Genomic DNA, 19,358 nt, shown 5'->3' with positions numbered 1-19,358 from the left:
AACAAGTCTTTTTTATCTGTCTGGCGCACTAAAACCATTATTTTGATAACTAATAATTTAGTTGCGATAGGCAAGCTGAGTTAGGATATTTTCGGCATCATTCCAGCGGTTATTTGATGCGCTAGCGCCAAGCAATACCACGACAGCAGGACGATTATTTACGTGAGTTTCCATAACTACACAGTAACCGGCTTCACGGATATAGCCTGTTTTTGATGCACCAATTGGATACGCTCCAGAACGCACCAAACGACTGGTATTATTGGCTTTGTAGACGCGAGAGCCCAAAGTGTAGTTTTGAATATGAAAATCATAACTGCTCGCAGTTGAGAAACTACGTAACTGATTGTAACGGCTGTCGCCATTAATTGCACGCATCATTTTAACTAGGTCGCTCGCTGATGATACGTTGCGCGGATTTAAGCCTGATGAATCGCTATAACTGGTTTGGGTCATGCCAAGTGAACGTGCCTTTTGGTTCATCGCTGAAATAAAAGCATCATATCCACCTGGATAAGTACGAGCTAAAGCTTTGGCGGCTGGGTTTTCTGATTTCATGAGCATCAGCAGCATAAATTCAGAACGACTCATGCGGTCGCCTGCTTTTAGATTTGTACTGGCTTTTTTGGCGCCCACTAAATCAGATGAAGTTAGTGTGATTTCTTCACGCATATCAAGTCCAGCATCTATCAAAACCATCGCAGTCATGACCTTGGTGATAGAAGCAATTGAACGCTTGGTGTTGGTGTTTTTTTCATAAATAGGCTGACCTGTTTGTAAATCCACCACAGCAACCGCTGCTGAATTGGTACTAACAGCAAGGCCATCATAGTTGTTATAGGTATTATTGTAGCCACTATAAGTGTTGTTATAAGCGCTAGAATTGTATGAATTTGAGCTGTTGTAAGTATTTGAATTGTATGTGTTTGAACTGTAAGTGCTTGAATTGTAAGTACTAACAGGTTGGGTATAGGTTGTAGTGCTGTATGTTAAAGCACCTGACTGCTGAGATGAGCTTTGCCCATAGGTGGTAAATCCTGTCTGAGCAGTGTATTCAGGGGCTGTTTTGGTAGCTGTTTGCACTGTTTTGGTTTTTACCACAGGCACAACTTGACGGGTTTGGGTTACGGTAACAGGCTTCATGTTTTGAGCACCGCCATGACCAATATAAATGGTTTTTTGTTGGCTGTCATCAATCAATAAAGCATGAGCAGATTGACCGGCAAAAACAGATGCCAAAACAATACTGATATAAGTGTTTAGTTGTTTGATTGGGGTGTTCATAATAACTTACCTTCTGTATTTGTGAAATGATTCATTAAAATCATGATATTTTGAAATGATTAAAAATCATTCATAATAACAAATGACCAACACTATCATTTTAACATAGTCACCTTTGTTTTTTATGTTTAAAAAACAAAACAAAGTGGTTAATTTGTAAGGATTTTTGTATTATCAAAAAATTATTTAACTTTTTGATTTAAAAGAAAAAATAAAATAAATATTGCATCTTTTTTTAAAAGACTTTAAAAACAAAATAGCTTTATTCAAGAACAAACGATGAAATAATTGCCAAATTTTAGACAATCTTTTGTCATGATTAAACAAATTTGTTTGTTTTTGCTAATTTTATAAGCTGCAAGATTAAAGCCAACTAAAACCTTAGATACATTTTTTTAATAAAAAGTAACACTACTTTGATTAAAATTATATACAATTAACCAAAATACCAAACTACTCAACTTTTAAGATTGGTATTTGAAAAATGCATTAATGTGCTTTTATTTTTTTCCAATACTTTTATGCCAATTTTGGTTTGGATAAAGATAAAAAGGAAATATCATGACCATTAAAGTTTTTATCGCTGATGACCATGATTTGGTCAGAACAGGCATCATTAGAATGCTGGCAGATATGACAGATATTGAAGTAGTAGGTGAAGCTTCTTGTGGTGAAAGTGCCATTTTAGGCGTTAAACAGCATAATCCTAATGTTGTCTTACTGGATGTTAATATGCCCAATATGGATGGCATAGAAGCCACTCGTCGCATCAAGCAGTCTCATGACAATATTAAGGTTTTAGCGTTATCCAGCTTAAGCAGCAGCCCTTACCCTGCCATGTTACTAAAGGCGGGAGTTGATGGCTACATTACCAAAGGCACAAATATTGATGAAATGGTGCGCGCCATCAGAAAAATTCACGCAGGTGGTCGTTATTTTAGCCATGAAATCGCTGAGCATTTTGCTCAAAATTATTTACAAGACAGTGATGACCCATTTGCCACACTTTCTGAACGCGAAAAACAAGTGCTGCTAATGATTGTTAATTGTCAAAACACTCAAGAGATTGCTGAACAGTTGTTCGTCAGTCCAAAAACAGTTAATACTTATCGATATCGGATTTTTGAAAAATTGGAAAAATTAGGAATAGACAGTGATGTTAAATTAACCCATTTGGCGCTGCGTCATGGCTTGATACAGAGCAATTAAAGATTTTTACATACCATGCATATATCTAAATTAGCAACAACGATATGATATGTGTGTTGGCTGGTGTGCCCAAAAAAATGATAGTTTATTTTTGATGAAAAAACATACATTTTGGCACATACCCTGCATGGTTTTTTAGGCGGATTTAAATTTAATGTTATTTACTGATTTTTGCTTTAGGCAAAGATGACAATTATTGATTATGTTAACTTCTCATCATTCTATCAACAATATGCTTCAGTCTCCTTCTTTGCTTAAAACATTGTGGTTTCGTTCTGCAAATGTAACCAGTGAAACGCTTGCTTCTGATGCGCGCGTACGCCAAGTGGGGCTAATTTATAGCGTCTACCGCTTTGTTATCAGTGGTTTTTTGATGCTGTCTAGTTATTCAGTTATCAAAGGTAGCATGCTAGCTGGTGGTTTGCCAACATTGGTTGAATCCATAATTATTAGCATCTATTTAATTTTGAGCCTATTTTTGCTCACCCTGTTTTATTTTATACCCACAGGTATGCGCTGGCAGCTGTTTTTAGGATTTTTTGTAGATATCATCTTTTTAACCGCTTATGCCATTCATGGTAGTATCAGCAACTTGCAAATTGTTCTACTATATATGATTGTGGTGGCATCCAGTTTTATTTTATTGTCATTATCACAAGCAGCTAGTGTGGTTGTTGCCAGCGTGGTAGCGGTAATTTATCAACAAGTATTTTTTGCCATCGCCGAAAAAAATATTCACCTTACCTTTGGCGATACATTACTACTATCCATTTGTTTGGTAGCGGTAGCATTTTTAAGCTGGTCGGCATCGCAGCGATTGATGATGGCAGAAGAATCAGCAATCCGGCACGCTCAAGAACTTGAAAAACTCAATATTATCAATGACATCGTTGTTAAAAATATGGTCAATGGTGTTTTGGTAATTGATGAGCATCGCGATATTATCATGATTAATGAGGCCGCTCAACGCCTTTTACGTTTACCAACCAATGTAGAGCTTTGCAACACCCCTGCTAAAATGGTTGATTTAGCGCGCCTGATTGTTAAAGAACACCCCACACTCATCCACTGGTATCGTACAATTAGTCCGGATTTATCGGTTTCTTGGATTTATGAATTAAAACCTGATAATAACAACCCATCAGATAAACTGCGTCTTAATAACAGACCTTTGGCAAGTTATGGTCAATTAATTATCATTGAAGATATTAGCCGTGAACAAACTCACGCTCAACGTTTAAAACTTGCCAGCTTAGGGCAATTATCCGCCAGTATTGCTCACGAAATTAGAAACCCTTTAGCAGCAATTAGTCAAGCCAGTCAGTTATTGATTGAGGATGTTAATACTCAAGACCCCAATAGCGAACTTTATCGGATGATTTTTCAGCAAACTCGCCGTGTTAATAACATTATTGAGGATGTTTTAAGCCTTTCGCGTCAAGAAATTCCTGACCAAGAAGCAGTTAATGTATATCGTTGGCTTACTGAATTTTTAGCGCATCATTTTTATGATAAAAATATTTTGGTTAATATTGCAGGCAATGAACGTACTACGGTTATTTATTTTGACCCTAATCACCTGGAACAAGTTATGATTAATTTGGTGAATAACGCACTACGCCACACAGTGCCCCTAACAGGTCAAGCTGATGTAGAAATTAAAGTAACCAGGCATGGTGAACGGGCATTTATTGATGTAATAGATAATGGTATGGGCGTACCTGACCAAGATATACCGCAACTTTTTCACCCATTTTTTACCACCAGTAAAAAAGGTACGGGCTTGGGTTTATACCTTTCTCAATCATTTAGTGAAGCCAACAATGCCAAGATTCGTTACCTAAAAGATGATAAAAGCTGTTTTCGTCTAATTGCTTCAACCCAAAGACGTTTAACGCATTAGTTGCCAATAAATTTATTAAGATGCTTTTTAATATTTACAGAATCTAACAAATATTACTATAAGTTTTCCTAATCCATACTATTTTCTGAATAGGCTTAAACTTTAGTAAAAAATGTTTTATAATGGTAAATCGTACAGACAAAATTGAGGTTATCTTGCCATGCAAAGTAAAGCCACCGCTTTAATTATTGATGATGAAACTGACCTTTGTCATTTAATGAAATTAACCCTAAATAAAATGGGGATTGCCAGTGATGTTGCTTATGATGTCAAAAGTGCCAGAGATTTTTTGGCAAGTAAAACTTACGATTTTTGTTTGACAGACTTGGCATTACCAGATGGCTCTGGCATGGATTTAGTCAAACAAATCACCAGTCAAACCGACATGCCGGTTGCCGTCATCACCGCTCATGGCAATGAGATGATTGCGATTGAAGCTTTAAAACTTGGCGCGTTTGACTTTGTTAATAAGCCTTTAGAATTGCCGCGATTACGTGCATTGGTGGAATCTGCCCTAAAAGCAGGCGCTGATATCCGTGCCAATACAGATATCCCTCAATCTTTTGATACTCAAAATCAACCTATTGCTCAAAAAACAACCGATGATACCTTATTAGACCAAAGACTAATTGGTGATAGCCTGCCTATGCAGCAGCTACGTAATACCATCAAAAAACTTGCTCGCTCACAAGCGCCTGTTTTCTTATGGGGCGGTTCAGGTACAGGTAAAGAAGTGGTTTCTCGTCTGATTCATGACCTAAGTCCACGCCGTGATGGCAGTTTTGTGCCCGTAAACTGTGGAGCAATTCCTAGTGAGCTGATGGAATCGGAATTCTTTGGACACAAAAAGGGCAGTTTTACAGGTGCAACAGCTGATAAAATTGGGTTATTCCAACAAGCTGATGGTGGCACGCTATTTTTAGATGAAGTTGCTGACTTACCGCTTGCTATGCAAGTTAAATTATTACGCGCCATTCAAGAAAAAACCGTGCGTGCCATTGGTGACACCAAAGAAGTGCCTGTAGACATTCGAATTGTTTGTGCCACCCACAAAGATTTGGCGGCACTGGTGCAAAAAGGCGCATTTCGTCAAGATTTGTTTTATCGCATTAACGTCATTGAGGTTAAACTACCCGCTCTTAATGAACGCCGTGCTGACATTCCCATGCTTGCTAAACACTTTTTGGGCATCATTGCCAAAGATTGGCAACTTGGCGGTTTATCACTGACAGATGGGGCAATCACCGCATTAAGCCATCACAACTATAAAGGTAATGTGCGAGAATTGCGCAATATTTTAGAGCGCGCCGTTACCTTAAGTGACAGCCAAACTATTGATGCCCATCATTTAATGCTAAGTGGCGATGATGATGTGGAAACGCTCAGTTTTGATGATTTTGAAATGGACAACACCCATTCGCCTTATTACGATAAGCGTCCGATTTACACCCCTCAACCAATCATCAAAGAAAATCGCACCTCCACAATTCAAGGTTTGCAGATTAGTGGTGCTGCCAATTATGGCACCATTAAAAAAGCAGACAATCATCAAAATGCAGACCATCAAAAAAGCGAAAATCTACCCCAAGAAGGCTTAGAAGCTTATCTGTCTGAACAAGAAAAACAGCTGATTAGCACCGCGCTCATCCGTTCTCATGGCAACAAGACCCAAGCTGCTAAATTACTTGGCATGACTTTCCGTCAGCTACGTTATCGTATGGACAAACTTGGCTTAGGTACAGATGACCACGATGATGAAGAAGAATAATAAAAGCCCTGTTTAGGGCTTTATTAGAATCCTTAAAAGCCGCCTACAGGGTCAAAACTAATACCTGTTGCAAGCTTGCGAGCGTTTGCCAGTAACAAAGTTTGTCTCAACCAATCATCTTGAACGGCTTCTCCAAAATAAATTGCGCCTTCGCCAGACTTATTGTTAAACGCCACGTCAGGCACCACACCAACACCATCAATTTTGCCATCTTGAGCGGTCAAATAATGTGCTGTGGTCAATTTAACCGCTTGATTGTCGCCAATTGGAATCACTGACTGAACAGAGCCTTTTCCGTAACTGGTTTCACCAACAATCAAAGCTCGTTTGCCTACCTGAAGGCTGCTTGCTAAAACCTCCGATGCTGATGCCGAATAGCGATTTTGTAACACGATAAGCGGAATGTCTTTTAACAATGGCGAACCTTCTGTTGTTAAAATGCGCTCTACGCCATTTCGCCCTGAGACTTTAGCAATGGTTTGGTTTTTGGTAAACAGTGATACCACTTTACCTGCGGACTCCAAAACACCGCCTGGATTATTGCGCACATCCAAGATAATACCTCGAATTGGCACATTCACACGCGACAATGCAGTCAAAATCTGCTCTCGGGTATTATCTTGAAATACAGGTAATTTTATGACTGCCACACCATCATACATCAAAGTTTCAATGTTGGTTTTCATGTTTTGGGTACGCTGCAGACTCACAGTTCTTTTTGAACGCCCCTCATGTGACACCACCACGTCAATTTGTGTGCCTGCAATGCCATTTAACAGCTGCATTACGTCGTTACCATTATGAGTACTGGCAAGCTTGGTTTCACCAATTTGATGCAGATAATCACCAACAGTGATATTTGCTTTATAGGCTGGAGAATTTTTGGCAACCTCAGTAATCACCCAATGATCATCCACACCCTGCCAAAGTACTTTGACACCAATTCCTGCAACGTTACCGGCAGTAAATGATTGTAAATTTTCATAGGCTTTGGCATCCAAAAATTCCGCATTGCGGTCAAGCTTAGTTAGCATGCCACTCATGGCATTTTTAAATAGCTCTTCATCATTAACATCACCAACGTATTCACGCCTAACCAAATCAACCACTGACACAAAAGTTTTTAATGTGTTTGGTGAAATGGCATTTAATGGCACGCGTCCCTGATGCAATCCCTCAATACCATGCAAAGCGTTGGGTTTACTTTGCAAAGCATCAAGACGGGCTTCATAACGAACTTCGGGTTGATTTTGCAAAATTGGGTCGGCGATGGCTACTGTACAAAATAAAGTCAGCGCCGACACCATCAGTGATTTTTTTATTTTCATGTTGTTTATTGTCATATTATTTAAGTAGTTATCTGACAAAGTTATTCCACAAGCAAACTTTTGCCCGTCATTTCGCTAGGTTTTTCCATACCCATTAAATCCAAAATAGTTGGGGCAATGTCACATAACTTACCACCAGCGCGAACATTTACCATTTTATCACCAACATAAATAAAAGGTACAGGATAGGTGGTGTGCTGGGTGTGCAATTGACCGCTTTGATAATCCTGCATCTGTTCGCAGTTTCCATGGTCAGCGGTGATTAATAAATGACCTTTCATTTGACGTACTGCTGTAACAATCTCGCCAATACAAGTATCAATCGCTTCCATCGCCTTAACCGCAGCATCAAACACCCCTGAATGTCCAACCATATCACCATTGGCGTAATTCACAATTAATACATCAAATTTTCCTGATAAAATTGCTGCTTTTAGTTTTTCAGTTACTTCAAAAGCACTCATTTCAGGCTTTAAATCATATGTTGCCACATCAGGACTTTTAACTAAAATTCGCTCTTCACCATCGTATAATTCTTCACGTCCGCCACTAAAAAAGAAGGTAACGTGCGCGTATTTTTCAGTTTCTGCAATACGTAATTGGGTTTTTTGATGATTTTGCAGATATTCGCCCAAAGTATTGGCAAGACTTGTAGGGTGATAAGCGATGCTAGTTTTAGAATTATCTGCCAATTCATCTGAAAATTTGGTCAGCATAACAAAAGCTGACAACTGAGGATACATATGACGCTCAAATCCTAAAAAATCATCATTTACAAAGGCTTGCGAAAGTTCTCTAGCTCTATCGGCGCGAAAATTCATAAAAATTACGCCATCATTATCACAAATAATGCCGTTTTCATCAATGATGGTTGCTTGCACAAACTCATCAGTTTCATCAGCCTGATACGCCAGTTCAATTGCTTCTTTGGCATTTGCTGCTTGTCTTTGAGCGGTTCCTTCAGTCAAAAGTTTGTAGGCTTTTTGCACCCTATCCCAACGCTTATCTCTATCCATCGCAAAAAAACGACCAATGACACTTGCAATTTTAGCCTCTACATTGTAAGTTTGACTGATTTGTTGCAAATAATCATCCAAATCTTGCAAATAACCATCTGCAGATTTTGGCGGTGTATCTCGACCATCCAAAAAAGCATGGACATACACCTGCCCTGCCCCTTGTTGTGCCGCCAGTTTGGTTACTGCTTTAATATGTTCAATGTGGGCATGCACACCGCCATCAGATAAAAGACCTAAAATATGCACCGCGCCTTCATTTGCAACTGTATCTTTAACTGCCTGACAAAGTGTCTGATTAGCAAAAAATTCACCTGAGTGAATGTCATTCATAATTCGAGTTGAATCTTGAAATAAAATTCGCCCTGCCCCAAGATTCATATGCCCAACTTCTGAATTGCCAAATTGACCATCGGGCAAACCCACATCCATGCCAGAACCTGAAATCAGTCCATTTGGGCAATTTGCTAAAAGATTATCCAGATTAGGAGTGTTAGCACAAGCAACCGCATTATCTTTTTTATCTTCTCTGTATCCAACGCCGTCCAAAATCATCAATACATGGGGAATTTTTTTGTCAGTCATAACCATATCCTTAAAAAAATCTTTAAACATTATTATTTTAGCACAGTTTAAACTTATGGCATATGATGCAATTGATATATGTAAAATTTTACGTGTGGGGTTCTTTATAGGTAAAAATTGTACATACAATTTAGTTGCGACAAATTGCAAACGTGATATAATAAAACCACTGAAGTGTTTGCCAGCAAAGCGTAATCCTTGACCGATAATCTTAATTTAAGGGAGATATTTGCAATATTTTGTTGCGCAGGTCTGCACCCTAGGTGTTTCAGAAAGCCATGATAAATATTGGTATTTCCCGCCTTGAACTTCACGGTTCATGGTATCCCTTTGTAGCGGCACTTTGGTATTTTTACTATAAATTTGAAAAAAATATTTGACAAGATTAAAATTTTTAGTATAATAGCCAGCATTAACTTTTGAGTTATTCCCCAATAGCTCAGTCGGTAGAGCATCGGACTGTTAATCCGTGTGTCCCTGGTTCGAGCCCAGGTTGGGGAGCCATATTTAAAAAACCTTTCATTAATTTGAAAGGTTTTTTTGCTTTTTAAGCACTTAAATTAATTAAATTTTAGGATGTTTATTGAAAAAATATCAATTTTACCTTATTTATCCACCAAATCATCATATAAAAAAAGGATTCATTTTGACCATTAGTCGCACCCTTAATTTAGAGTTACTTCCCCAAGAATTTCGTGTTTTATCTGGAGAATACAACAAACATTTAAAATACATACAGCAGCGTTTAGACATTCAAATCATCTCTCGCCAAAATCAGCTTATTTTAACAGGAGATTTAACTAGGGTGGAGCGTGGCGAATTTATCTTAACCAAATTGGCAGAACTTGCGCGTAAAACAGATGATATTAGTGGTGAAGATGTGCATTTAATTGTGCAATCTAGCCTATCTGACAATGATGATAACACGCCAAAGATGCAAGATACGCCCATAAGCTTACGCACTCGCAAAGGCAAAATCAGTCCACGAGGCAACAATCAAGCCTTGTATGTTAAAAAAATCTTAACATCTGATGTGTGTTTTGGGGTAGGACCTGCTGGTACAGGTAAAACCTATTTAGCGGTAGCCTGTGCGGTGGATATGCTTGAACGCGGTGAAATTGAGCGCATTTTGTTAGTACGTCCTGCCGTAGAAGCCGGCGAAAAATTGGGGTTTCTGCCGGGAGATTTAACACAAAAAATTGACCCTTATTTGCGTCCTTTATACGATGCCTTATATGAAATGCTTGGTTTTGAAAAAGTTGGCAAACTTATTGAACGGCAGATTATTGAGATTGCTCCCTTGGCATATATGCGAGGACGAACACTAAATAACTCATTTGTGATTTTAGATGAATCGCAAAATACCACGCCTGAACAAATGAAAATGTTCTTAACGCGGCTTGGTTTTGGGTCTCGAGCGGTGATTACAGGCGACACTTCTCAAGTGGATTTGCCGCGGGGACAAAAATCGGGGCTTTCTCACGCTTTAAAAATTTTAGCAGATATTGACGACATTCACATCACTCATTTTACCGCTAAAGATGTGGTGCGTCATCGTTTGGTACAAAAAATTGTTGAAGCGTATGATGAATATGAAATCATAGAAACCGCCGAAGAAGAAAAGCGCAAAGAGGCGCGACGAAAAGCCCGTCAAGAAGAAGAAATCACCAAACAAATCAATGCACTAGCTGCGATTCAGTCTCTGCAAAATTCATCAAAAATTCAAGAAAACAAGGAACATCATCGTGAGTGATTTTCATAACATTAGCCTTGATTTAGATGTTGCAGATGACTTACCGCAAAATCAATACACGCAAGAAAATTTAACCGCCCTATTTGATAAAGTGTTGCAGTTTATTGAACAAAAACTAATCAATGATTTGGTTTTGCCATACTACGTTTTTGATGATGTTTTTACCTTTACTGATTGGCAAAAACTATCCAAATCCATCAGTATTTATGTTTGCAATACTGATGAAGGTTTGGAACTCAACAAAGAATCTCGCGGTAAGGACTATGCTACCAACATCTTATCCTACCCAAGCCAGCTGCCCAAAGAACTGCTTGTTCAAATGGGCGATGTTTTTTTAGGAGAGTTGGTGATTTGCCACGATGTAGTGGTAAAACAGGCTATAGAACAAGACAAAACGTTTGATAACCATTTAACGCATTTGGTAATACATGGCATTTTACACTTATTGGGCTTTGACCATGAACTTGGAAAAACCCAACAAGATGAAATGGAAAGTTTTGAAATTGCTATTTTGCAAAGTTTAGGAATTGACAACCCTTATCTTTAATCAATTCAATCTAATAAGATATGTATCAACAAGATTTGATTTGTGTGGTAATTTTATCCAAACCCTCAATCTGTAAGGTTCGATGTGGATAAGGAATATCCACATTATTATCATCAAAGGTGTATTTGATGGTTTCAAGTAAATCGCTTTGAACTTCTGCCCAATCTTCGTTTTGCGTCCACACATATAGCGTTAGGTTTACTGAACTGTCTGCTAAAGCGGTTACCCTAACAAACGGTTCAAAGTTTTTTAAGACTTTTGGATGAGCATAAGCAACATCAAGCATCAAAGACTTAGCCGTTCTAATATCGCTGTTATAACCAATCCCCACCAAAATCTCAAGCCGACGATTTGGCACCGATGAAAAATTGATTGTGGCGTTGGTCATAATGTCGCCATTTGGCACAATCACCTCATGATTGTTGGCGGTTATAATGCGCGTATTTACCAAAGTAATCTCTTGTACAGTGCCCGTTTGCCCTGCTACTTGCACGACATCGCCACGCCTAAAAGGGCGAAACATAACAATCAGCACGCCTGCAGCTAAGTTAGAAACTTGGTCTTTTAAAGACACACCAATAGCAACCGTTAGAGCGCCCAAAACCGCAACAAACGAAGTGGTGCTAATACCAAGCTGATTTAAAGATGCCAAAATTACAGCTGCAATGACAATTCCATAAAGTAAATTACCCAAAAAGCTAATTGCTGTACCATCTAGTGAGCTTCGCATCATGGCTTTTTTGGCAAGATTTACAAACCATTTGCCAATCCATTTGCCCACATAAAAAATTACAATTGCCAATACCAGTTTAATAGCAAACGTTGTGGAATTATTTAAAATTGTTGCTGTATCAATTGGCACGCCTAGTAATTTTAACGTGTAATCGCTAGCAGTAGTTAGCCCTTCAGCGGTTTGTGTTGCTACTTCAGTTGCGACTTGAGTAACGGTTTCTTGAGCCTCGGCAACATTTTGAGTAATGGGCGTATTAGCAGTATGAGCCGCTTGATCAATAGTTTTTTCAGTGGTTTCTAAGGTTTGAGTCATATATTTTTAATTTTCATTCATTTTGTTAATCAGTAACTTCAATATCATCGCCATAGCGCCATGTACGAATAATTCGCAATTCTTCTAATTTGCCCATATCTTCACTAAAAGCACCATATGGGGAGGATTGACGAACGGACTGCTTGGCGGCCTCATCAAGCATGACTGAACCTGATGATTCTAATAGCGTAATGGCCTTGACGTGCCCATCACGCCCAACAATCACCATCAGACGCACATCACCTGTAATATTTTGGCTGCGTGCTTGTTCTGGATAATACTGGTTGGCAATACGTTCTACATGCAAACGAAAATTTTCTAAATAAGCTGCCGCCACGCCATAAGTGGTCGCGTTACCACTAACAGTTTGTACATTACTTTTTGAGGCAAAATCTTGCTGTTTTTGAGAAAGTTGAGCTTCCAAGGTACGAATTTTTTTACGAATTCTCTCTTCTTGGGTTTCTAAGTCATCTTGGTTTTTTTCACTTTCATTCTTATTTTGATTGTCCACATAACGAATGGATAAGGTAGTGCGCAAATAACTTTCTTGATACGCTTTTTGACGAGATTGTTGTTGTAGGTTTAAAACATCTTGCACCTCTTCCATATCATCAGCAGTATCTGGGCTAATGTTATTGGTTTCTTGGCGCAGCTGTTGGCGCACATCACCGCCAGCCTCTTGACTGGCGCTGGCAATAAAACGGGCGTGTTCATTTTTTTTGGTATTTTCTGTCATTGCTGTTGCAACGTCTTGCGCAAGTTCATCGGGCGCTTGCCCAACAGTAAAGGTGATACCAAAAATCAAAAAAGTATGAAAAACAACCGAGATTACAGTCGCAACCGAAATATTCAGGTTTTGTTTATAGCCATCAGCAAACACAAAATTTCCCATTTTATCCATTGATTTTTTTAGTAGATGAGCGATTGGTTTTTAATAATTAATTTATTTTTAATAATTAATTTTCGTCAAGTTCAAGCTGATGAATGTAACGCTCAAACCAAAATGGCATAAAAGGCAGAATAGACGCAATAAATCCAAATAAAAAAACTTTCAGTGACCATCGTTTAACTTGACATACCACCAAAAGCAGCACAATAAAACTGACAAACAATACACCGTGAGCCATGCCAGCATATTGAACTAAAAAGGGTTGATTGAATTTGTATTTTAAGGGCATAGCAATGCCCACCAAAACCAAAAAAGACAAACCTTCTAAAAAACTAACCAATCGCAATAATTTTACCATCATACCACCTACAATATACTTACCAAAAAGCTGCTATTATATATGATGATGGTAAAATTTCAGCAAAAATTGAGCCAATTTGACAGAAAGTTGTCATTTTTAAGAAGAAATCAGTAATTTTAAACAAACCAATTATAATTGTGATAATGCCTGTTCAAAATCAGCGCGTTTTACTTCACCCAATAACACATTTTTTAGCTCGCCTTTTTGATACAGTAGCAATGCTGGCGGTCCAAATAGTTGATAACGTGCCAATACTGCTTTGCTATCCGATGTATTTTGACTGATGTCCACCTTAACCACTTGAAAATCTGCCAATTTGTCAGGACGATTGGCAAACAAGGTTTTTTCCATGATTTTGCATTCAATACACCAATCGGCTGTGATATCCACCAACACGTTATCATTTTTGGACAAAATTTCATCAAGTTGCGCTAGATTGGTTACTGTAATGTCAGAATTTTTAGATTCAAAAGCGTTATTTGTCATTGCAGTTGTTTCTGTCAATTTTCCTAAAGGTTGCCAAGAATCCGTTTGTCCAGTTGCCACGCCAATCATCAAACAAAGCGTCCAAACGCCACTGATGATTGACAATGCCAGTGCTGGTAGAACTTTTTGACGATAGAACCACACACAAAGCATCGCAAACCAAAACGCCCATAAAGCAAGTACAAAAGATGAATGGACAATTCGTTCAATTAAACTAATTGAAACCGCTAAAAGCAGCAGCCCGCAAAAAGTTTTGACTTCCTGCATCCATTGCCCTGCTTTGGGCATAAATTTTCCTTGCACTGCTCCAAGCATCATCAATGGCAAAGACAAACCCACCCCAAAAACAAACAATGCAAAAAAACCCAACACGATACTACCACTGGTTGAAACAGCCGTCAAAGCTCCTGCCATTGGCAATGAAACGCAAGGCGATACCACCAATGCTGATAATGCCCCAACAACAAAACTACCGCCAATGCTGCCTAATTTACCATCGGCAAGTTGTGATTTTTGAGAAAGTTTATCGCTAATGGCACTTGGTAAAGATAATTTGATAACGTCAAACATTGCAAGCGCTAAAATCACAAAAACAATTGCAAAACCACCCAAAATATAATGATTTTGTAAATACCCCAAAATTCCAACGGCACGCCCAAGACCTGCCACCAAAGCGCCAATAGCCCCGTAAGCCGTTGCAACACCTACCCCATAAGATGTTGATAACATAAAACCTTTTACAGAATTGGTATTTTTTTGGCGGGCGACAATATTGGCGACAATTGGTATCATTGGGTACACGCATGGCGTAAAGGCAAGTAACAGCCCTGCCAAAAATAAAAGCATTAATGCTAATAGTGGATTTTTATGAATACCAAAGGGGTCAGAATCCTGAGGTAAGGTATGATTCACCAAATTAGGGTTTGAGCTGATATCAGTGGCGCTTTGGGCGTTTTGCTCATTTGGCTGAAGTTGTGTTTGCTCGCCATCTGCCGGCAACACAGAAATGCCTGATTGGTTGCCATCATTATTTTGACTTGGGTTTTGAAGGTCTGTATTTTGAGCAATCAAATCATTTGCTTGGTTATTTTGATTGCTACTTTCGCCACCTATTTCTTGATTAGATTCACGGCTGACTGGCAAAGCTGGCGGCATGCCATTAACAGAACTTGCTTTATCTTCTAGATTAGCAATTTGGTTATTGTCTTGGCTAATAGCTATATCATTACCGCTATTGGTGGTATTTGCAGGGATAATCTGTGATGGTAGTTTACTGGCGGTTTGTGGTTCTGCTACTTTTGCAGTTTCTTTGGTTTCTGGTTTTTTTGTTTCTGCTTTGATGGATGCTTGACTGGCATGCTTAAGCGTCAAAGTGCCTTTGGTAACTTCTGGTGGATAGCACAAACCCGCTTCGGCACAGCCTTGCCATTTTACGCTAATTGGAGCGTGATTTAAGTCTTTTTGGGTGCTGATGACTGCTTTAGCAATAACATCTTGATTAAATACCGCCACCCGACCAAATTCAGGGTCATCCACCATAGTTGGAGCAACACTAAACTCCCAATCGCTAGCACTTACGCCTTCTGGTAATTGAGCAGCAATTCTATCTTGATAAATATAATGTTTGGGAGTGATGGTAAATTTGGCAATCAACTCTTGACCATTTTGACTGACATCTACTTTAAATGCCTGATTTACTGGTAGAAATTTTTGTTGGCTTGTTTTTCCAAATAAGCTAGCTAAACTGCTAGCATTAGAATGACTGGTATCTTGAGCATAAGACGGTAAAGAAAGGGGTAAGCTAATGCTAATCAATATGCCCAGCAATTTATGATAAGAAAATTTATGATGAGAAAATAAACGCATATTTATACTGAAATGATTGAAATTTAATTGTTTAAAAATGTATAACCCATAATTAATGGCTATATAAAAATTGCTGTATTATACCGCAAAGATTTTAATCAATGTGATACAGTATTTTTAAATATTGTCTTTAAATTATCATAAAAATCTATCTGCTAATTAAATTTTACTCATCATTTTTGTAATTTTGGTCAGTCAAATTTGGTGAAATTAATGACAATTTTATGTTAAACTAATCCAATTCTCCCAAACCACAAGGTAAATTTATGTTTAAAGAAATTTCTTTGCACGACTTTGACCCTGAACTTGGCGTTGCAATTGACGCTGAATCACGTCGTCAAGAAGATCATATTGAATTAATTGCATCTGAAAATTATTGTTCTCCTGCCGTGATGGAAGCGCAAGGCACAATTTTAACCAATAAATACGCTGAAGGTTATCCAGGGAAACGCTATTATGGCGGCTGCGAAAATGTTGATGTTGTAGAACAAATTGCTATTGACCGTGCTAAAGAATTATTTGGCGCTGACTATGCTAACGTCCAACCACACTCTGGTTCAAATGCCAATGCGGCTGTTTATCTTGCATTGCTAGAAGCAGGGGATACCGTGCTTGGTATGAGTCTTGCCCATGGTGGACATTTAACCCACGGGGCAAATGTTTCATTTTCTGGCAAAACATACAACGCGGTGCATTATGGCATTGATGATAATGGACTGCTTGATTATGATGAGATTGCTCGTTTAGCAAAAGAACATAAGCCTAAAATGATTATTGCTGGTTTTTCAGCATACAGTCAAGTCATGGACTGGCAAAAATTCCGTGAAATTGCTGACAGCGTTGGCGCTTATTTGTTTGTGGATATGGCACACGTGGCTGGTCTTGTAGCGGCGGGCATCTATCCAAACCCTGTTCAAATTGCTGACGTAACCACCACAACCACTCACAAAACGTTACGTGGTCCACGCGCTGGTTTAATTTTAGCCAAATCCAATCCAGAAATTGAGAAAAAATTAAACTCAGCAGTTTTTCCCGGCACCCAAGGCGGACCTCTAATGCATGCCATCGCTGGTAAGGCGGTTTGTTTTAAAGAAGCGATGACTGATGAGTTTAAACAATATCAGCAGCAAGTTGTTAAAAACGCTCAGGCTATGGCAAATACCATCCTTTTTCGTGGTTATGATGTAGTCTCTGGTGGCACCAAAAACCATCTGATGCTTATTAGTTTAATTAAACAAGGCATTACAGGCAAAGAAGCGGATAAATGGTTGGGCGACGCACACATTACTGTAAACAAAAATTCAGTACCCAATGACCCCAAATCGCCTTTTGTAACTTCAGGAATCCGACTTGGCACGCCTGCTATTACAACACGTGGCTTTAAAGAAGCTGAATGTATTGAGCTAGCCAGTTGGATTTGCGATGTGCTAGATGCTCGTGGCGCTGAAGAAACTTTAGAAGAAGTACGTGCAAAAGTTTCTGCCATTTGCGATAAATTCCCTGTATATGGTCGTAATGCTTAATCAGTCAATTGCAGATAAAAAAACCACTTAAGATTTAAGTGGTTTTTTATTTATGATTGTTTATTTTGACTGTTTATCTTGATTGTCTTTTAAAGTCTGATTTTTATCCATTTCACTCATTGGATTTGCTGGAACAAATTGTCCATTTTCAACCGAAGTACCACGTTCTTTATGTTCCTGTTTGAGTGATTTGGCAACTTCTGGAGGCATATAGTTTTCATCGTGTTTTGCCAAAACCTCACTGGCAACAAAAACCCCATCTTGTAATTCGCCTGTTGCCACCACGCCAGAATTTTCAGCAAATAAATCTGGCAATACGCCGCGATACCGTACAGGAACGGTAGATTTAAAATCAGTAATAGAAAACTGGATATTCACAGGGTCATTAGGGTCACGTTTGACACTACCTGCTACAACCATTCCACCTGCACGAATGCGCTTACTTTCAGGTGCTTTTCCTTGGGAAATCATGGTCGGGTCAAAATAATAATCTGTCTGCTGACGAATGGCATATAAAATCAGACTAACGGCAATTACCGCCCCAAGTAAAATAGCGACCACCCAAATCATCTTTTTTTGGCGAGCATTATTCATACAAAAAAACCTTATTATTTTAATTGTTGACGCTGTCTGTTTGTCAGTCGTTCTTGGCGTATTGATTGATGAGTGAGTTTTTCTATTACATTTTTACGTTCTGATTTGGTAAATAAAATCAATAAAAATAGCACAATCATTGTAATTACATAACACGACCACACATACGGTCCGTGTCCGCCCATATTTAAAAATTCAGAAAAACTAGAAAAATACACTGTCATGGCTGGTTTACCTACTGGCTATTACGGTTTTTTAAAGTTTTTTTAAATAATCAATAACCCACGTTTTGCGGTTTTCTCTTAATAAAATTAAAGAATTTGTACGATAAATGGTTAATGCTGCCGCCAAAAAATACATACCCAAAATCATCAGCAGCAGCGGAACCCACATGCTCGCTGACATTTTTGGGGCATTGGTTACGGTAAACGTTGAACCTTGATGTAAGGTATTCCACCACTCAACCGAATATTTAATGATTGGCAAATTGACCGCTCCTACAATCGATAAAATTGCTGCGGCTTTACCGCGATTTTGGCTATTTTCAAACGCACTAAACAGCGCCAAAACCCCCGTATATAAAAATGCCAAAATCAGCATGGAGGTTAAGCGTGCATCCCACACCCAATAAGTTCCCCAGGTTGGCTTACCCCAAATCGCTCCTGTGATTAAACTTAATACACAGCAAATCAAACCAATCGGGGCAACGGCTTGAGCAACAATGTTGGCGGTTTTAATTTTCCAAACCAAAAAAATAACCCCAAGAACTGCCATGGCAAAATAAATACTCATTGCAAGACTTGCTGTTGGCACATGAATAAAAATAATTCGATAGCTGTTGCCTTGCCGATAATCAGCAGGTGCAAAAATAAGCCCCCAAGTCATACCAACACTAAGCAAAATAAAAGCAACTAAACCAAGCCATTTTACCCAGCCTGAAAAAATTTTAAAAAATCGTTCTGTGCCAACGGTAGTTAAAAACCCTTGCCACAAACGATTTAAAAAATTAGGGTTTTGCAGGCTTGCTTTGGGCATAACACACCATTTACTTGTCTTTAATCTATAAATTCGCCAATTATAACATGGTTTGATTTTTAACAAAAAAAAATTGTCGTTTTTTAAATATTAAATTATTAAAAACAATTTTTTTAAAAATTTTTTAAAAACTGTTGCCTTTTTAGGGTGTTTTAAGTGAAAATAT

Annotated in this window: 16 protein-coding genes, 1 tRNA gene and 1 other RNA gene; 8 read left to right on the top strand and 10 right to left on the bottom strand. The window is 38.5% G+C overall.

Translation table 11 applies throughout. The annotated features are described in order from the left end of the window. Positions 1 to 57: 57 nt before the first annotated feature. Positions 58 to 1,284, bottom strand: a complete 1,227-nt coding sequence (locus ACZBKJ_RS04935) for a D-alanyl-D-alanine carboxypeptidase family protein (RefSeq protein WP_463199818.1) — start codon at positions 1,282 to 1,284, stop codon at positions 58 to 60. A 561-nt stretch (positions 1,285 to 1,845) separates the two neighbouring features. Between ACZBKJ_RS04935 and ACZBKJ_RS04930 the strand changes: the two genes are divergently transcribed. The 3 genes from ACZBKJ_RS04930 (at position 1,846) to ACZBKJ_RS04920 (ending at position 6,164) form a co-directional block, all read left to right on the top strand. Beyond that, positions 1,846 to 2,493, top strand: a complete 648-nt coding sequence (locus ACZBKJ_RS04930) for a response regulator (protein ID WP_463199817.1) — start codon at positions 1,846 to 1,848, stop codon at positions 2,491 to 2,493. A gap of 202 nt (positions 2,494 to 2,695) precedes the next feature. Continuing rightward, positions 2,696 to 4,396, top strand: coding sequence for a sensor histidine kinase (locus ACZBKJ_RS04925; RefSeq protein WP_463199815.1), 1,701 nt, complete (start codon positions 2,696 to 2,698; stop codon positions 4,394 to 4,396). Positions 4,397 to 4,556: 160 nt separating this feature from the next. After that, positions 4,557 to 6,164 carry a sigma-54-dependent transcriptional regulator gene (locus tag ACZBKJ_RS04920; RefSeq protein WP_463199814.1) on the top strand — a complete coding sequence of 536 codons (1,608 nt, stop codon included), beginning with the start codon at positions 4,557 to 4,559 and terminating at the stop codon, positions 6,162 to 6,164. A gap of 32 nt (positions 6,165 to 6,196) precedes the next feature. On the opposite strand, the gene ACZBKJ_RS04915 is transcribed toward ACZBKJ_RS04920, so the two are convergent. Both ACZBKJ_RS04915 and gpmI read right to left on the bottom strand, forming a co-directional pair. Continuing rightward, on the bottom strand, positions 6,197 to 7,492 hold the full coding sequence (locus ACZBKJ_RS04915) for a S41 family peptidase (RefSeq protein WP_463199813.1): 1,296 nt from the start codon (positions 7,490 to 7,492) through the stop codon (positions 6,197 to 6,199). 41 nt (positions 7,493 to 7,533) lie between these two features. After that, positions 7,534 to 9,099: a 2,3-bisphosphoglycerate-independent phosphoglycerate mutase gene (gpmI, locus tag ACZBKJ_RS04910; protein WP_463199837.1), complete on the bottom strand. Its 1,566-nt coding sequence runs from the start codon at positions 9,097 to 9,099 to the stop codon at positions 7,534 to 7,536. Positions 9,100 to 9,256: 157 nt separating this feature from the next. Here gpmI and ssrS point away from each other — a divergent pair. From ssrS to ybeY, 4 genes are all read left to right on the top strand, one after another. Further along, a non-coding RNA gene (gene ssrS / locus ACZBKJ_RS04905) (6S RNA) lies at positions 9,257 to 9,447 on the top strand. Positions 9,448 to 9,521: 74 nt separating this feature from the next. Continuing rightward, positions 9,522 to 9,597: transfer RNA gene (locus ACZBKJ_RS04900), tRNA-Asn, on the top strand. A 142-nt stretch (positions 9,598 to 9,739) separates the two neighbouring features. Beyond that, positions 9,740 to 10,846, top strand: a complete 1,107-nt coding sequence (locus ACZBKJ_RS04895) for a PhoH family protein (RefSeq protein WP_463199812.1) — start codon at positions 9,740 to 9,742, stop codon at positions 10,844 to 10,846. Next, positions 10,839 to 11,393, top strand: coding sequence for an rRNA maturation RNase YbeY (ybeY, locus tag ACZBKJ_RS04890; RefSeq protein WP_463199811.1), 555 nt, complete (start codon positions 10,839 to 10,841; stop codon positions 11,391 to 11,393). The genes ACZBKJ_RS04895 and ybeY overlap by 8 nt, the downstream gene beginning before the upstream one ends. A 25-nt stretch (positions 11,394 to 11,418) precedes the next feature. Here ybeY and ACZBKJ_RS04885 read toward each other — a convergent pair whose 3' ends face one another. The 4 genes from ACZBKJ_RS04885 to dsbD all read right to left on the bottom strand — a co-directional run bounded on the left by ACZBKJ_RS04885 (position 11,419) and on the right by dsbD (position 16,040). Beyond that, positions 11,419 to 12,438 carry a mechanosensitive ion channel family protein gene (locus ACZBKJ_RS04885; protein WP_463199810.1) on the bottom strand — a complete coding sequence of 340 codons (1,020 nt, stop codon included), beginning with the start codon at positions 12,436 to 12,438 and terminating at the stop codon, positions 11,419 to 11,421. A 25-nt stretch (positions 12,439 to 12,463) separates the two neighbouring features. Then, complete coding sequence (locus tag ACZBKJ_RS04880; protein ID WP_463199809.1) at positions 12,464 to 13,330, bottom strand: energy transducer TonB; 867 nt, start codon at positions 13,328 to 13,330, stop codon at positions 12,464 to 12,466. A 64-nt stretch (positions 13,331 to 13,394) separates the two neighbouring features. Next, on the bottom strand, positions 13,395 to 13,685 hold the full coding sequence (locus ACZBKJ_RS04875; protein WP_463199808.1) for a DUF3817 domain-containing protein: 291 nt from the start codon (positions 13,683 to 13,685) through the stop codon (positions 13,395 to 13,397). 132 nt (positions 13,686 to 13,817) lie between these two features. Then, positions 13,818 to 16,040 carry a protein-disulfide reductase DsbD gene (dsbD, locus tag ACZBKJ_RS04870; RefSeq protein ID WP_463199807.1) on the bottom strand — a complete coding sequence of 741 codons (2,223 nt, stop codon included), beginning with the start codon at positions 16,038 to 16,040 and terminating at the stop codon, positions 13,818 to 13,820. A gap of 266 nt (positions 16,041 to 16,306) precedes the next feature. On the opposite strand from dsbD, the gene glyA reads away from it, so the two are divergent. Further along, entirely contained in the window at positions 16,307 to 17,563 is a 1,257-nt protein-coding gene (gene glyA, locus ACZBKJ_RS04865) for a serine hydroxymethyltransferase (protein WP_463199806.1), read from the top strand. A 60-nt stretch (positions 17,564 to 17,623) separates the two neighbouring features. On the opposite strand, the gene ccmE is transcribed toward glyA, so the two are convergent. Genes ccmE through ACZBKJ_RS04850 form a run of 3 tightly spaced genes read right to left on the bottom strand, consistent with a single transcriptional unit; the run spans position 17,624 to position 19,192 of the window. Further along, positions 17,624 to 18,157: a cytochrome c maturation protein CcmE gene (gene ccmE, locus ACZBKJ_RS04860; protein WP_463199805.1), complete on the bottom strand. Its 534-nt coding sequence runs from the start codon at positions 18,155 to 18,157 to the stop codon at positions 17,624 to 17,626. 14 nt (positions 18,158 to 18,171) lie between these two features. Further along, positions 18,172 to 18,381 (bottom strand): heme exporter protein CcmD, encoded by a 210-nt coding sequence (gene ccmD / locus ACZBKJ_RS04855; RefSeq protein ID WP_463199804.1) that lies wholly within the window; start codon positions 18,379 to 18,381, stop codon positions 18,172 to 18,174. Positions 18,382 to 18,412: 31 nt separating this feature from the next. Beyond that, positions 18,413 to 19,192, bottom strand: a complete 780-nt coding sequence (locus ACZBKJ_RS04850; protein ID WP_463199803.1) for a heme ABC transporter permease — start codon at positions 19,190 to 19,192, stop codon at positions 18,413 to 18,415. Between the last annotated feature and the right edge of the window lie 166 nt (positions 19,193 to 19,358).

The sequence above is a fragment of the Moraxella sp. I5G genome, assembly GCF_055193055.1.
Note: the sequence above shows the minus strand (reverse complement) of the source record. Positions and strands in the feature narration are given on the sequence as shown.